This window comes from Lentzea flava (assembly GCF_014648475.1).
Classification (GTDB): domain Bacteria; phylum Actinomycetota; class Actinomycetes; order Mycobacteriales; family Pseudonocardiaceae; genus Lentzea; species Lentzea flava.
Genome location: NZ_BMRE01000015.1, coordinates 13009 through 26583 on the forward strand (window position 1 = coordinate 13009; position 13575 = coordinate 26583).

General features: G+C 69.4%; 15 protein-coding genes and 2 tRNA genes. 8 read left to right on the forward strand and 9 right to left on the reverse strand.

Going from position 1 to position 13575, the window contains the following annotated elements; all coding sequences use genetic code 11:
* The first annotated feature begins 107 nt into the window (after nucleotides 1–107).
* Nucleotides 108–1073, forward strand: coding sequence for an ABC transporter substrate-binding protein (locus IEZ09_RS18935; protein ID WP_229812705.1), 966 nt, complete (start codon nucleotides 108–110; stop codon nucleotides 1071–1073).
* Here IEZ09_RS18935 and IEZ09_RS18940 read toward each other — a convergent pair.
* Nucleotides 1070–2842, reverse strand: a complete 1773-nt coding sequence (locus IEZ09_RS18940) for a hypothetical protein (protein ID WP_189255053.1) — start codon at nucleotides 2840–2842, stop codon at nucleotides 1070–1072. The two genes, IEZ09_RS18935 and IEZ09_RS18940, sit on opposite strands and share 4 nt — an antisense overlap.
* Nucleotides 2843–2876: 34 nt before the next feature.
* On the opposite strand from IEZ09_RS18940, the gene IEZ09_RS18945 reads away from it, so the two are divergent.
* Nucleotides 2877–3638 carry an alpha/beta hydrolase family protein gene (locus IEZ09_RS18945; RefSeq protein ID WP_189255054.1) on the forward strand — a complete coding sequence of 254 codons (762 nt, stop codon included), beginning with the start codon at nucleotides 2877–2879 and terminating at the stop codon, nucleotides 3636–3638.
* A gap of 46 nt (nucleotides 3639–3684) precedes the next feature.
* Here the strand turns inward: IEZ09_RS18945 and IEZ09_RS18950 are convergent.
* Nucleotides 3685–3758: transfer RNA gene (locus tag IEZ09_RS18950), tRNA-Pro, on the reverse strand.
* A 62-nt stretch (nucleotides 3759–3820) separates the two neighbouring features.
* Between IEZ09_RS18950 and IEZ09_RS18955 the strand changes: the two genes are divergently transcribed.
* Nucleotides 3821–3891, forward strand: a tRNA-Gly gene (locus IEZ09_RS18955).
* Nucleotides 3892–4633: 742 nt separating this feature from the next.
* Here IEZ09_RS18955 and IEZ09_RS18960 read toward each other — a convergent pair.
* Entirely contained in the window at nucleotides 4634–5188 is a 555-nt protein-coding gene (locus IEZ09_RS18960) for an NAD(P)-dependent oxidoreductase (protein ID WP_189255055.1), read from the reverse strand.
* Between the two features lie 57 nt (nucleotides 5189–5245).
* On the opposite strand from IEZ09_RS18960, the gene IEZ09_RS18965 reads away from it, so the two are divergent.
* The 3 genes from IEZ09_RS18965 to IEZ09_RS18975 all read left to right on the forward strand — a co-directional run bounded on the left by IEZ09_RS18965 (nucleotide 5246) and on the right by IEZ09_RS18975 (nucleotide 6411).
* Nucleotides 5246–5542, forward strand: coding sequence for a winged helix-turn-helix transcriptional regulator (locus IEZ09_RS18965; protein ID WP_229812706.1), 297 nt, complete (start codon nucleotides 5246–5248; stop codon nucleotides 5540–5542).
* Nucleotides 5539–5874 carry a VOC family protein gene (locus IEZ09_RS18970; RefSeq protein ID WP_189255057.1) on the forward strand — a complete coding sequence of 112 codons (336 nt, stop codon included), beginning with the start codon at nucleotides 5539–5541 and terminating at the stop codon, nucleotides 5872–5874. The genes IEZ09_RS18965 and IEZ09_RS18970 overlap by 4 nt, the downstream gene beginning before the upstream one ends.
* Nucleotides 5875–6075: 201 nt before the next feature.
* A complete protein-coding gene (locus IEZ09_RS18975) occupies nucleotides 6076–6411 on the forward strand; it encodes a histidine triad nucleotide-binding protein (protein ID WP_189255058.1) in 336 nt (111 codons plus the stop codon).
* Here the strand turns inward: IEZ09_RS18975 and IEZ09_RS18980 are convergent.
* Together IEZ09_RS18980 and IEZ09_RS18985 are read right to left on the reverse strand one after the other, a co-directional pair.
* Nucleotides 6408–7016: an MBL fold metallo-hydrolase gene (locus tag IEZ09_RS18980; protein WP_189255059.1), complete on the reverse strand. Its 609-nt coding sequence runs from the start codon at nucleotides 7014–7016 to the stop codon at nucleotides 6408–6410. The two genes, IEZ09_RS18975 and IEZ09_RS18980, sit on opposite strands and share 4 nt — an antisense overlap.
* Nucleotides 7013–7678, reverse strand: a complete 666-nt coding sequence (locus IEZ09_RS18985) for a 2-phosphosulfolactate phosphatase (protein ID WP_440590321.1) — start codon at nucleotides 7676–7678, stop codon at nucleotides 7013–7015. Before IEZ09_RS18985 ends, IEZ09_RS18980 begins: the two co-directional genes overlap by 4 nt.
* A 27-nt stretch (nucleotides 7679–7705) precedes the next feature.
* Here IEZ09_RS18985 and IEZ09_RS18990 point away from each other — a divergent pair, with 27 nt between their 5' ends.
* Nucleotides 7706–8185 (forward strand): ribose-5-phosphate isomerase, encoded by a 480-nt coding sequence (locus IEZ09_RS18990; RefSeq protein ID WP_189255061.1) that lies wholly within the window; start codon nucleotides 7706–7708, stop codon nucleotides 8183–8185.
* Nucleotides 8185–8985: an Fpg/Nei family DNA glycosylase gene (locus tag IEZ09_RS18995; RefSeq protein WP_189255062.1), complete on the forward strand. Its 801-nt coding sequence runs from the start codon at nucleotides 8185–8187 to the stop codon at nucleotides 8983–8985. The genes IEZ09_RS18990 and IEZ09_RS18995 overlap by 1 nt, the downstream gene beginning before the upstream one ends.
* Nucleotides 8986–9044: 59 nt before the next feature.
* Here IEZ09_RS18995 and IEZ09_RS19000 read toward each other — a convergent pair whose 3' ends face one another.
* From IEZ09_RS19000 to IEZ09_RS19015, 4 genes are all read right to left on the reverse strand, one after another.
* Nucleotides 9045–9779, reverse strand: a complete 735-nt coding sequence (locus IEZ09_RS19000; RefSeq protein ID WP_189255063.1) for a hypothetical protein — start codon at nucleotides 9777–9779, stop codon at nucleotides 9045–9047.
* Between the two features lie 56 nt (nucleotides 9780–9835).
* Nucleotides 9836–11050 (reverse strand): GNAT family N-acetyltransferase, encoded by a 1215-nt coding sequence (locus IEZ09_RS19005; protein WP_189255064.1) that lies wholly within the window; start codon nucleotides 11048–11050, stop codon nucleotides 9836–9838.
* A gap of 41 nt (nucleotides 11051–11091) precedes the next feature.
* Nucleotides 11092–12444, reverse strand: coding sequence for an aldehyde dehydrogenase family protein (locus IEZ09_RS19010; protein ID WP_189255065.1), 1353 nt, complete (start codon nucleotides 12442–12444; stop codon nucleotides 11092–11094).
* A 253-nt stretch (nucleotides 12445–12697) separates the two neighbouring features.
* Nucleotides 12698–13543, reverse strand: a complete 846-nt coding sequence (locus IEZ09_RS19015) for a DNA-3-methyladenine glycosylase family protein (RefSeq protein ID WP_189255066.1) — start codon at nucleotides 13541–13543, stop codon at nucleotides 12698–12700.
* Nucleotides 13544–13575: the final 32 nt, after the last annotated feature.

The window sequence follows — 13575 nt, forward strand, 5'->3', positions numbered from 1 at the left end:
CCTTTGTGGACAACCAATCATCCCATGACTTGACTGCCACAGATCGATCGGGAAAAGCTGAACTGAGCGGTCTCCTGCACCGCCACCCCCTCGACGAGGAGCTGTTCGTGCAAGCCCCCAGAATCGCTCTGGCAATGACGCTCGTGTTGACAGTTGCCGGATGTGGCAGTGGATCAACAGCGTCACCCCGCTCCAGTTCGGCGGCACCAACCGAACCCTGCGACTCCATCACCATCGCGGTCAACCCGTGGGTCGGCTACGAGGCCAACGCCGCGGTCATCGCGTACCTCGCCGAGAAGCGGCTCGGCTGCAAGGTGACGAAGAAGGAAGTCGACGAGCAGACGGCCTGGCAGGGCCTCGACTCCGGCGAGATCGACGTGATCCTCGAGAACTGGGGTCACGAGGACCTCAAGCAGAAGTACATCGAGGAGAAGCACACCGCCGTGCGCGTCGGCCCGTCCGGCAACAAGGGCGTGATCGGCTGGTACGTGCCGCCGTGGATGAAGAAGACCTACCCGGACATCACGAACTACCAGAACCTCAACAAGTACGCGGACCTGTTCAAGACCGCGCAGTCCGAGGGCAAGGGCCAGGTGCTCGACGGCGATCCCTCGTACGTGACCAACGACGAGGCCCTGGTGAAGAACCTGGGCCTCAACTACAAGGTCGTCTACGCGGGCAGCGAGCAGGCGCTGATCAAGGCGTTCCGCCAGGCCGAGGAGAAGAAGACGCCGCTGATCGGCTACTTCTTCGAGCCGCAGTGGCTGCACCTCGACATCGAGCTGGTCAAGGTCGACCTGCCCGAGTACAAGGCGGGCTGTGACGCGGACGCGGCCAAGGTCGCCTGCGACTACCCGCGCTACGAGCTCGACAAGATCGCCTCCAAGAAGTTCATGGACAAGGGCGGCCCCGCCGCGCGGCTGGTCCAGAACTTCCAGTGGAGCAACGAGGAGCAGAACGCGGTCGCGTCGTTCATCGCCAAGTACAAGATGTCGCCGGACGAGGCGGCACGGCGGTGGATCGAGGCCAACCCCGACCGCGTCGACGACTGGCTGACGAAGGCCAAGCCCTAACTGGAGGTGGTGGTCCTCGACCACCACTTCTCGTCGGGGCCGGAGATGTCCTCGACGCTCAGCCGGCGGACGGACCCGGCTCGCTTGAGCCGGGCCTCCAGCTGATCCTTGCGCTGGGCGAGCCGGCGGTAGATCTCCACGGCCGCCGTCTCGGGCTCGCCCCGCAGCCTCTCCACGGTGCGCCAGTTGCCGAGGAACTCGAGCGTCAGGTCCGCGACCGCCTGCCCGGCCTGCGCGGTCAGTTCATCAGCCGGTGTCGCGTACCGTCCGGCGTGGAACGCCAGGTTCCTGGTGACGTAGAGCCATTCCAGCACCGCGGTGGCGGTGTCCTCCTGCTCCCGCAACCAGCCCGCCAGCGTCGTGGAGTCCGCGAGCCGCGTCCGCCACACCTCGACCAGGTCCTGGACGAGCCCGCCCTCGTTCTCGGCGAGCGCGGTGACGGCGTCCTGGGCGGCCTTGAGCTGTTCTTTCGGGCGGTTGTGCCTGATCAGCACTTCCACCCAGGCGTCGACGGACTTCAGGTGGTGCTTCACACCGGTCGTCGGGACGTGCGCGTCGAGCGGCCCGCGCAGCTCCTCGTCGTGATTCGTGACGATGACGTGCAAGCTCACCAGGTGCTGCCGCAACATCTGCAGCGCGCACGCCTTCGCGAGCCACGGGATCTTGCTCGGATCCAGCCCGGTCGCCTCCAGCGCACTCCACGCCAGCCCGGCACTGGCCATCGGTGCCGTGCTCGCGGAGATCTGCCTGGCCAGGTTCGCCACCCGCATCGCACTGCGCAGGTCGGCGGGCCAGTACGCCGTGAGCGGGTAGGCGTTGCCGACCGTGCGCCGGTGCTCGGCACCACGCGTGACCCGCCCGGTCGGACCGCTGACCTGCCACAGCGGCGCGATGTTCAACTCGGTGAGCCGCTCCCCCGCCGCGTACTGGTCGAGCGCCTCGCTGAGCATCCGCCGCCCCCGCAACGCCGCCGTGTGCGCGTCCGCCGCGTCGACCGGCAGCCGCACCAGCACCGACGACCCCTCCACGGCGTCCTTGAGGAAGTCGTCCTTCGGCAACCTGTTGCGGTGCAACGGCTCCTGCCGCGCGCGGGGCAGCAGCGCGTCCAAATGCCGCAACACCCGCGCGCCCCGCACCACCAGCGCCACCACGTGCCTGCGCGGTTCCGGCCACAACACACCTTCGAGGTCGTCGCCGGGCTTCTTGAGCCACCGCAGCAGATCCGACCTGAGCTGCCTGCCGTCCCTGCCGTGCACCGCCACCACGACCGCGACCTCGGCGATCATCCTGGCCCGCAGCGGAAGCTCCACGCCGTTCCACAGTGGAGTGATCCACTGCCGGACCGCTGTTTCCAGTGCCCGCGGATCCAGCTTCCGCGCCGCCGCGGCCGTGACCTGCGGGTCGAGCTTCTGCGCGTCCACCGCGATGGCCGCGTCGACGTCGAGAAGCGTCTGGCGCGCCTCGGCGAGCTCCTTGGCGCCACCGTGGACGTAAGCGGGCGCGGCGGCGTCCATGCACGCGAGCGAGGTGGTGATGATGCGGCGCAACAGGTTCCACCGCGGCTGGTCCTCGGTGGCGTGGCTGTCGAGCGCCGTCTGCGCCCGCGTGACGGCCAGGAAGGCGCTGTTGAGCCCGGCCACGTGCTCGCCGAGGTGCGCGTCGGGGTCGAGCGCCCGCAGCACACCCTGCAGCAGCGCCCGCTGCCCGCGGTCGAGCCCGGCGTCGTCGAACGCCTGCCGCAGCCGGGCGTCGAGGTACTGGTAGCGCACGTGCAGACCCTAATCGGGGGTCCACACTGGCTGTATGGACAACAGGAAAGCGGTCTTCGCGGGCGCGGACGGACACTCGCTGGCCGGCCGCCTCGAACTGCCCGCGGGACCGGTGGTCGCGACCGCGGTGTTCGCCCACTGCTTCACCTGCGGCAAGGACTCGGTGGCCGCGTCCCGGATCTCCCGCGAACTCGCCGCCCGCGGCGTCGCCGTGCTGCGCTTCGACTTCACCGGCCTCGGCCAGTCCGACGGCGACTTCGCCAACACCACGTTCACGTCCAATGTCGACGACCTGGTGTGCGCCGCCAACCACCTGCGCGACACCGCGGGCGCCCCGAGCGTCCTCATCGGACACTCCCTGGGCGGCGCGGCCGTCCTCGCCGCGGCCCACCGCATCCCCGAGGTCCGCGCCGTGGTCACGATCGGCGCCCCTGCCGACACCGCCCACGTCGAGCACCTGATCGGCCCGTCCACGGCCGACATCGAAACCAACGGCGTCGCCGAAGTGCTGCTGGCCGGCCGCTCGTTCCGCATCAGCAACGACTTCCTCGCCGACATCAAGCAGCAGAACCAGACAGCGTGCATCGCGGGCCTGAACCGCGCACTGCTGGTCATGCACTCACCTCAGGACAACCTGGTCGGCATCGACAACGCCCGACTCGTCTTCGACGCGGCCCGCCACCCCAAGTCGTTCGTCTCCCTGGACGGCGCCGACCACCTGCTCACCAACCGCGCGGACGCGACCTACGTGGCCGAGGTGCTCGCGGCGTGGGCCAGCCGCTACCTGGTGCGTTAGATGCGAAAACCCGCAGCGTTGTACCGCTGCGGGTTTCGTCAACCGATCGGGGCGACAGGATTTGAACCTGCGACCCCCCGCTCCCAAAGCGGGTGCGCTACCAAACTGCGCCACGCCCCGGTTGGAACCAGCTTACCGCCCTCCGCTAAGGTATTGACCGCAGCCCCTCAGGGGGCGGCAACGCGGGCGTAGCTCAATGGTAGAGCCCTAGTCTTCCAAACTAGCTACGCGGGTTCGATTCCCGTCGCCCGCTCGCGGCCGAGGCCGACGTGTGTCTGCGGAGAGCGCAGACCCCGTCGGCCTCTCGCCTTTTTATCTGGGGGCCGAGCCCCCAGACCCCCGCCGGGGGCGAGCCCCCGGACCCCCATCGATGCCGGGTCGGGCACCTGTGTCGGGGGCCGGGAAAGGCGCAGACCCCCGTCGGCCTCTCGCCTTTTTATCTGGGGGCCGAGCCCCCAGACCCCCGCCGGGGGCGAGCCCCCGGACCCCCATCGATGCCGGGTCGGGCACCTGTGTCGGGGGCCGGGAAAGGCGCAGACCGTTGTCGCGGCTTACGCCGATCACTGGGCGACACGCTCCACCGACTCTCGCTGAGGGCGAGCCCTCGGAGCCTCGTCAATGCCGGTTGGGCGGGGGTGTGGGAGCGCAGACCACCTGGCCTATCGCCATTCTTCGAGCGTCGCGCTCGGACCTCGCCGGGGCAACGCCCCGCCATCTCGGTCAGCTGCGAGTGCCCGCAGGCCAACCCTGCATGACTGGGTCCGCATGCGCGGCGCTGCGAGGTCTACCACGGGGGTCGTCGGCGTGCTCCCCGGTGCGAGTCGGGGCGTGTCGTCCAGTGAACGGCATGAGCCCGACGGTGGTCTGGGTTCCAGCACCGCCGAAAGGCGAGCCCACGAAGTCCGCGCCTTTCACGCCACGCACGACAGGTAGACCACGGCTGACTTTCGGGGGCCGCTCTTCGAGTGCGCGCCCGTGACGTGTGGTGAGGAGTGTCACAGGGAGGCCACGCCTACTTGGGTGCGGTGGTGGGTTGGGTGGTCGATTTCGTCGGCCACGGCCAGGGCGAAGTCGGCGTAGGTCAGCTCGTCGGACGCGTTGACCGGGGCGAACTGGTACTTGCCGGTGGGCTTGCCGCCGAACATTCCTGCCGGGCTCATCACCAGCCAGTTTGCGGTGGACTTGGCCAGCACCTCGACGCCTGCCGCGTGGCCCAGGCAGAACGGGCGGTGCTCGGGCGGGAAGTCCGGGGAGTCGACCAGGCGTACGCCCGGTGCGGTTTCCAGCAGCGGGTAGATGCCCACCACGATGATGCGGCCCACGCCGGACGCCACCAGAGCGTTGGCCGCCTCCGTGTAGAACTCCGCGGGGTCGCGGGACAGGTCGACCACCGCGCTCACCGCGACGTCGTGGCCCGCGGCCACCTGTGGCGCCGCCTGGACGCCAGGGTTTCTGCCGATCCTCGTGACCTCGTGGCCGCGGGCCTCTGCCGCGGCCGCGATCTCCCGTCCGGCCTGGCCGGACGCTCCGAAAACAACGATCTTCGCCATGAGCGCGAAGGTAGGGTGCCGGTGGCCGGTTTCCGCAACGATATCGGGGGTGACCAGGTGGAATGCGTCGAGTTGCCGTACCGCATCGGTGACAAGTGGACCGCCCACGTGTTGCGAGGGCTGCAGGGCGGGCGGCGGAGGTTCACCCAGCTGCGCGCCGGTATGCCGGTGGTGACGCCCAAGGTGCTCACCGAGACGTTGCGGGCGATGGAGCGGGACGGCACAGTCACGCGCACCGAGTACGACGAGAACCCTCCGCGCGTGGAGTACGAGCTGACCGGGCAGGGGCGCAAGCTGCTGGCGTTGCTCGACCTCTGCTGCGGGTGGGCCCGAGAGAACCTGGTGGAGACGTGAGGCTCGAACAGATCGTCGTCGACAGCAACGATCCCGCTCGCCTCGTGCGGTTCTGGGCCGAGCTGCTCGGCGGCGAGCCCGTCGAGCGCGCGCACGGGTGGGCGCACGTCGATCCGCCGGAGGGGCCGCGGATGTCGTTCCAGCCGGTGCCCGAGCGCAAGGACGTGAAGAACCGGCTGCACCTCGACTTCGCGGTCGACGACATCGAGGCCGCTGTGGTGAAGGCGGTGAACCTGGGCGCCAGCCGCGAAGGTCTCGTGCACACCGACGAGAAGGGCAGCTTCCAGGTGATGCGCGACCCCGAGGGCAACGAGTTCTGCTTCGTCCGCTGAGAGACCTGTTACTGGACCGCCCGCCACAACGCCTCACCGAAGCGGATCGCGAGGACCAGGAGCAGCACGCCGATCGCGAAACTGATGAGGCACCGGACGATCACCAGCAGCTTGGCGCCTTTCACCCGGCCATGATTTATCGCTGACGGCAAGTGCAACAGAGCCCATCGGGCCCAATAGCGGACCGAATAGCATGCCGCTGTGACCGACTGCCTGTTCTGCCGCATCGTCGCGGGCGAGATCCCGGCGACCGTCGTGACGGAGACCGACACGACGCTCGCCTTCCGCGACATCGATCCCAAGGCGCCCACGCACGTGCTGGTGATCCCCAAGGAGCACCACCAGGCGATCGGCGACGTCGACCCGCTGCTCGCGGGCCAGATCCTCGCCACCGCCCACCAGGTCGCGAAGCAGGAGGGGATCGACGAGTCCGGCTACCGGCTGGTGTTCAACACCGGCAAGGACGGCGGCCAGACCGTCTTCCACGTGCACTGCCACGTCCTGGGCGGGCGCGGACTGACCTGGCCGCCGGGTTAATCCACCTCCGGAATCGCCATCTCCCGCACGAACTTCGCGTCGACGGGATTGCCGTGCCCCGGCACGACGATGCGCGGGTTCAGCTCCAGCATGCGGTCCAGGACGTGCCGCCAGTTGCCCGGCGTCGCGTCCGAGCCGGCCTGGGCGGGCGCGCCTTCCTCGACCAGGTCGCCCGCGAACACCACGTCGACGTCCGGCACGTGCACGATCACGTCGTGCGAGGTGTGCGCCGGCCCGAAGTGGTACAGGTCGACCCTGCGTCCGCCGACGTCCAGCGTCACGGTGTCGCGGAACGTGTGCGTGGGCGGGATGAGCGTGCCCTCGAACGGATCCGAGTGGTACACGGCGCGGCTTTCGAGCAGGGTCTCGTCCACGACGCAGTCCTCGTGCGCCCACACCTCGCACGGCAGGAACGCCTCCGTTGCCAGCACGTGGTCCCAGTGGTTGTGCGTCAACACGATCCGGGACGGACGCACTTCGGTGGCGAGCGCCGGGTCCATGCCGGAGTCCACCAGCAGCGAATCACCTGATCCGGTGATGAGGCCGAGGGTCAGGTCGAGCTCGGTGTGCCGCCGGATGAACACGCCGTCCGCGATCTCGATCACCGCAGCACCCCGTCGACCAGCTTCGGCGCCACGTCGCTCACGCCGATCTGCACCGCGAGATCCACGTCGGCGAGGTGGCCGTTCTCGATCAGCTCACGTCCCGATCCGCAGGCCCGCACAGCGGCCGCGACGTCCGTGTTCCGGAACGCCGTGGCAGCGAGCTGAGCCTCCGGCGAAGCCTCTCCTGGCAAGGCCGCGAGCACGGCACCCGCCCCCAGGTAGTCCTCGACGCACGGACGCAATGGCCCGAACTCGCGCGGCCCTGAGTTGAGGATGTCGAGTCCCCACCGTTCGCCGCCGGGAATCACGCCGATCGTCTCCCCCAGCTCCGCTGCCCGCTTGGCGACCGCCTCGGCGTTGCGCAGACAGGCCGCCAGCACGTGCGCCCCTGTCTCCGCCGCGAGGAAGCACAGGTTCGACCCGTTCGGCGACGGCAGCTCGACCACTCCCGTCGCGTCGACGAGTGATGCTGGTCGCAGCGTCTTGCCCGACGTCGGCTTCCACCTCGACGGCCGGACCTGGCCGCCGTTGCCGACGACCAGGTCGACAGAGGTCGTGAACGACAGCACGTCCACGACAATCAGCACGTCACAGCCTCGCAGCGCGTTGACGCCCTCGGGCCCCCACTCCAGCCGCAGCTGGTACCCCTCTTGACTGAACACACCCACCAGCGTGTCAGACTCCGTGACGTGCGCGTTTATCTGGCAGCAGACCACGCGGGCTTCGAGCTGAAGTCCCACCTTCTCAAGGCTCTCAGCGAGCAGGGCTACGAGCTCGTCGACGTCGGTGCCCACACGTACGACGCCCAGGACGACTACGTGTCGTTCTGCACCGACGCAGCTGAGCGAGTCGTGGCCGACCCCGGCAGCCTCGGCGTCGTCATCGGCGGTTCGGGCAACGGCGAGCAGATCGCCGCGAACAAGGTGAAGGGTGCGCGCGCCGCGCTCGCGTGGAACATCGACACCGCGCAGCTCGCCCGCGAGCACAACGACGCCAACCTGGTCGGCATCGGCGCCCGTCAGCACACCACCGAGGAGGCGACGGCGATCGTCTCGGCGTTCCTCAAGACGCCGTTCTCCGGCGAGCCCCGGCACCAGCGCCGCATCGACAAGGTCAGCGCGTACGAGAACAGCGCCCACGAGAACAGCGCCCACGAAAACAAGGCCTGATGCCTGAAGGCCACACGCTGCACCGCCTGGCGCGCCTGCACCAGCGCCGGTACGCGGGCAAGCCCGTGTCCGTCACCAGTCCACAGGGACGCTTCGCGGCGTCCCTCGTGGACGGACGCAAGCTCGTCCGCGCCGAGGCGCACGGCAAGCACCTGTTCCACGTCTACGGCCCGGACGCGATCGTGCACGTCCACCTCGGCCTGTACGGGACGTTCACGGAGTCGCCGCTGCCGGTGCTGCTGCCCGTCGGCCAGGTGCGCATGCGGATGGTCGGCGAGACCCACTGGACGGACCTGCGCGGCCCAACCGCGTGTGAAGTGCTCAACTCCGACGAGGTCAAGGCGATCCGCGAGCGGCTCGGGCCCGACCCACTGCGCAAAGACGCCGACCCCGACCGCGCCTACGAGCGGATCATCCGGTCGAAGCAGCCGCTCGCCGTGCTGCTGATGGACCAGAAGATCCTCGCGGGCGTCGGCAACGTCTACCGCGCCGAGGTGTTGTTCCGGCACAACGTGAACCCGTTGCTGGTCGGCAACAAGGTCAGCCGGGAACTGTGGGACACGCTGTGGAACGACCTCGTCGTGCTGATGAAGGACGGCGTGAAGGTCGGCCAGATCAACACCGTCCGCCCGGAGCACCTGCCCAAAGCCATGGGCCGCGCGCCGCGCGTGGATCGGCACGGCGGTGAGGTGTACGTCTACCGCCGTGCCGGTGAGCCGTGCCTGATCTGCGGCACCGAGGTCCTGACCACGGAACTGGCGGCCCGCAACCTCTTCTGGTGCCCGGTCTGCCAGCCCTGAAACTTTTCGGTCGGGGCGGTTTGGGGTGCGGCTGGAAAGTGCTCAGTTGATGAGCACTTTCAGAAGTCGAACCCGCCCATGTCGCCGAAGTCGAAGCCACCGGCGTCACCCACGTCAGCGACACCGCCCATGTCTCCCATGTCGCCGCCGAAGTCGCCCATGCCCATGTCGGCCATGCCGTAGTCACCGACACCGTGCATGCCGGAGAACATGGCGTCCATCAGCAGGAACGTGCCCACGCCCCATGCACCGGCGACGAGCGCGGGCTTCCACCACGGCTCGGAGTACCACCCACGCGGCACCGGGCGTCCGGCGACCATGCCGCCGGGGTAGTAGTAGGGCGTGCCGGCACCGGAGTGCGGCGACGCGGCGTACTGGTGGCCCTCGACGGTGACCTGACGGTCCTCGCTGACGGCACCCGCCTGCTTCTGACCCGCGATCTCGGGCAGCGCGGGACCGGGATCCATGCCCATGGCCTCACGCGCGGCGCGGACGTAGTGCAGGCCCTCCATCGCGGTCTGGGTGACGAGCCGGGCCTGCTGGATCGTGCGGGCCTGTTCCATCTGCGACCCGGCGGCGGTGAAGCGCTCGGACGCGTCGGCCAGCGCCTGCGTGGACGCGGCGTTCGAGCCCGTGAGGCTCATCACCTGCCCGCCCAGCCGCTCGACCCACCGGCGGGCCTCCGCCTTGGCGTCGTCGAGTTCCCGCGCCTTGCGCGCATTGCTCTGGCTGACCAGGTAGAACACGCCTGCGACCAGCAGAACCAGTACAACCACCCACACGATGGTGCCCACGGCTTACCTCCCACACCAGGTAAACCGTCAACGCGTGAACGCCGGTCGTAGTTCCGTCAGAAAACCTCTGGGCAATGGGGGTAGTACGCGCCGAGGAACGCGATTGTGAGCGCATCCACATGTCCTGGCGTGTGCTCGACCACGCGGTGTGCGCGCTTCAGCACGGAAAGCCGTGCTCCGCCGAGGAAAGCGCTGCCGAGCGCCGCGGCGTCCAGCGTCACGTCCGCCGGGTCCTCGGTGCGGGCCACGGTGGCCTCGCCGTTCTTGACCGTGAAGCGCCAGCGACCGTTGTTCCACGGGCAGAAGGAGTCCTCGACCTCGAGCACACTGTCCACATCGGACGAATAGTGGCGCAGCGGCAACGCGCGGTCGACGTCGACGATCCGCAGCCACAACGCGTCGGAGGCCTCGCGGCGCACCTTCCGCGGGTTGTCGACCATGTGCAGGATCGGGTCGTCCCAGGCGGTGTAGAAGGAGATGGCGCCCGCGAGGTCCATGTCCAGCAGGTACCGGTAGAGGTCCGCGTACGCCTGTTCGGTCTCGCACACCAGCTCGCGCACGTGCAGTTCGTGCTGAGGGCCGCTCGGGTCGCCCTGGTACTTCACGCGGAACACCGCGTACCCCTCGGGATGCAGGACGTACCGGTAGGAGGTGAGGCCGTCGCGGTCGACCTCGCGGTCGGCGAGCTGCACGTCCCAGGTCTCGGCCCTGCGGCTCAGCCAGCCGACCTTCGTGCGGCGCACCCGCTCGTGCACCTCGCGCATGAACGGCATCGCCTCGTCCCGCGTGACCTGGCGGATCCGCGTGTCGCTCACGCGCACACCGGGGTGGAACGCCATGCGCGTCGGCATCGTCAGCATGGCCAGGCTGGTCGCGTACTCGCCGTAGCCGAAGCGGCGGTAGATCGAGCCCTCCGACGCCCAGAGGATCGCGATCGCCTCGCCGTTCTCGTGCATGCCGTGCAGCTGCGTCTTCATCAGCAGCGACGCCACACCGCGGCGGCGATGGCCCGGCTTCACCGACACCACCGTGACCGCGCCGACCGGGACCTGACGTTCACCCGGAACGGTGATCTCGCGGCTCAGCACCCCGGCCGTGCCGATCATCTCGTCGCCGTCGAACACCGCGTGCGCCCGGTCCAGCTCCAGGACCTTGAGCCACTTGCTGTCCTCGCCGGAAGGATCGGCGAGGAACGCCCACGCCATCACGGTCTGGAACGCGTCGACGTCGGATCGCCCGATGGTCCTGATGCTCAGCGCTGAGTCAGCCATAGCGGCAGTGATACGCCGCCATGGCCGCTCTCGCAGCTCATTTACCGCTGGATCGACTTGATCTCGCAGAACTCGTCGAGGCCGAACCTGCCGAACTCGCGACCGTTGCCGGACTGCCGGTAGCCGCCGAACGGCGCGCTGGTGTTGAACGCGGCACCGTTGATGTCGACCTGCCCGGTGCGCAGGCGCTTGGCGACCTTCAGCGCACGGTCGGTGTCCGCGGAGAACACACCGCCCGCCAGTCCGTAGATGGTGGAGTTGGCGATGCGCACCGCGTCGTCCTCGTCCGCGTACGGCATGACCGACAACACCGGCCCGAAGATCTCCTCCTGCGCGATCGTCATCTCCGGCGTGACGCCACCGAACACCGTCGGCGTGACGTAGAAGCCCTGCGGCAACGGCGCTTCCGGTCCGCCGGCGGCGAGCTGCGCGCCTTCCTCGACGCCCTTGCGGATGTAGCCGACCACGCGGTCGCGCTGCGCCTTGGACACGGCCGGGCCGATGCGCGTCGACGGGTCCGCAGGGTCGGCAGGGGTGTACTTCTTCGCTGCCGCGGCGGCCAGCTCGACGGCCTCGTCGTGCCGGTCGGCGGGCACCAGCAGGCGGGTCCACGCGCTGCACGCCTGACCGTTGTTCATGAACGAGTTGGCGACCGCGATCTTCACCGCGCGCCCGAAGTCCGCGTCGTCGAGCACGATGCAGGCGGACTTGCCGCCCAGCTCCAGCGCGACCCGCTTGACCGTCTCGGACGCCACCGCGGACACCCTGCGACCCGCGCGCGTGGACCCGGTGAACGACACCATGTCGACGTCCGGGTGCGCCGCCAGCGCCTCACCCACGACGGGCCCGGTGCCGTGCACCAGCTGGAAGACGCCGGGCGGAGTCGCCGCCGTGATGATCTCGGCCAGCAGGTCGGCGGTCCCCGGCGCGAGCTCGCTCGGCTTGAGGACCACGGTGTTGCCCGCGGCGAGTGCCGGCACGACCTTGGCGACCATCTGCTGCAGCGGGAAGTTCCACGGCGTGATGGCCGCGACAACCCCGATCGGCTCGCGCAGGATCAGCGAGTTGCCGATCTCCTCGGGCTCGAAGTAGCCGCGCTCCAGCACGTCCGCGACCCCCTCCGCGATGGCGATGGGGTTCGCGACCTGCACCTTCTGGCTGAACGTGATGGGCGTGCCCATCTCGCGGGTCATGGTCCGCGCGAGCTCCTCGCCGCGCTCCCGGAGGCCGTCGATGATCGCCCGGACCGCCTTCGCCCGCTCCTCGACGGACGTCTCCGACCAGGCCGGGAACGCGGCCTTCGCGGCGGCAACGGCCGCGTCGGCGTCGGCCGGTGTGCCCTCGGCGAGCGTGCCGACGACTTCCTCGGTGGCGGGGTTGACGACCTCGATCACGAGAGCCCTCCAGGCGGATGTGACACCCAATGCGCTGACAACGGTCCAGCCTGTCACATCGGGTCGCGGTGGTCACGTCCGCGATCGAGGTGGACCGGTGAAGCGGGGAGGGCGGCGCGGTGGAGGTGTGAGCGGCAGTCGCGCCCGCGATCGAGGTGCGTCGGCACAGCGACAGCACACAGCCAGCGCAGACGCGAACCCGGCACAGCCACCCGCGAACAAGCCACACCGGGAAGGGCGGGAAGCACGGCAGTCACGCCCCGGCAGAGGCCATCACACCTCCGATCCGCCGCTCCCGCAGCACCCGGAGATGCACCGACGCCCACGTCCGATACGGCCGCCACGCCTCGGACACCTCCGCCAACGGCCGTCCGTACCGCTCACGGACCTCGTCGGCGAGCCGGGACTCGTTGTGCGGCACGGCGTCCGGAGCGTTCGCCCCGCGCAGCACGACCAGCTCGGCGGCGAACGGGCCCAGCCCTTTGATCTGCTGCACGGCCAGCACCGCCGCCGCGGGCTTCATAGCGCGCAACGTCACCGCGTCCAGCAGGCCGTCGAGCGCCGCCTCGGCCACCGCGCGCAGGTACTCGGGCTTGCGCCCCGGCAGGTCGAGGTCGAGCCCGCGCAGGACCTCGGGCGCCGGGAACACGCCATCCCTGACCAGCGAGGCCTTCAGCGCGGCCGCCTGCGACACGCGGACCCGTTGCGACAGCACCGACCACGCCGCCGCCTCGTACGGCGAGTAGAACCCGCACGGCCGCAAGCCGGGTAACTCCGCCTGCGCAGCCGCGATCACCGGATCACGGGTGCCGACGGCAGGCCAGCCCCGGCCGTCGACGTCCAGCGCCAGGAACCGGCAGACCTGGGCCGCCGCCAGGTCCAGGTCGCCTTCGCCGGACAGGGACAAGACGGCAGTGGCGCCGCGTTGGGTCACGGAGACCGAAGCACGGCGCCACTCACGCTCGACCAGGAACGTCGACCGCAGCGCCTCGCCCTCGCGCTCAGGCAGCGCGGACGGGGTGAAGCCCTCCCAGAAGGCCCGGGACGTAGCCAGTGACCAGGGTCCCTGAACTGCGACTTCGACGTGGTGGTGTGCCATGTCCCATGACGTTAGCGAGCACCACCGACAAA

Coding starts and splice junctions, on each gene's coding strand:
- IEZ09_RS18945 (WP_189255054.1), top strand. CDS start 2,877: ATGGACAACAGGAAAGCGGTCTTCGCGGGCGCGGACGGACACTCGCTG.
- IEZ09_RS18960 (WP_189255055.1), bottom strand. CDS start 5,188: ATGGCGAAGATCGTTGTTTTCGGAGCGTCCGGCCAGGCCGGACGGGAG.
- IEZ09_RS18995 (WP_189255062.1), top strand. CDS start 8,185: ATGCCTGAAGGCCACACGCTGCACCGCCTGGCGCGCCTGCACCAGCGC.
- IEZ09_RS19005 (WP_189255064.1), bottom strand. CDS start 11,050: ATGGCTGACTCAGCGCTGAGCATCAGGACCATCGGGCGATCCGACGTC.
- IEZ09_RS19015 (WP_189255066.1), bottom strand. CDS start 13,543: ATGGCACACCACCACGTCGAAGTCGCAGTTCAGGGACCCTGGTCACTG.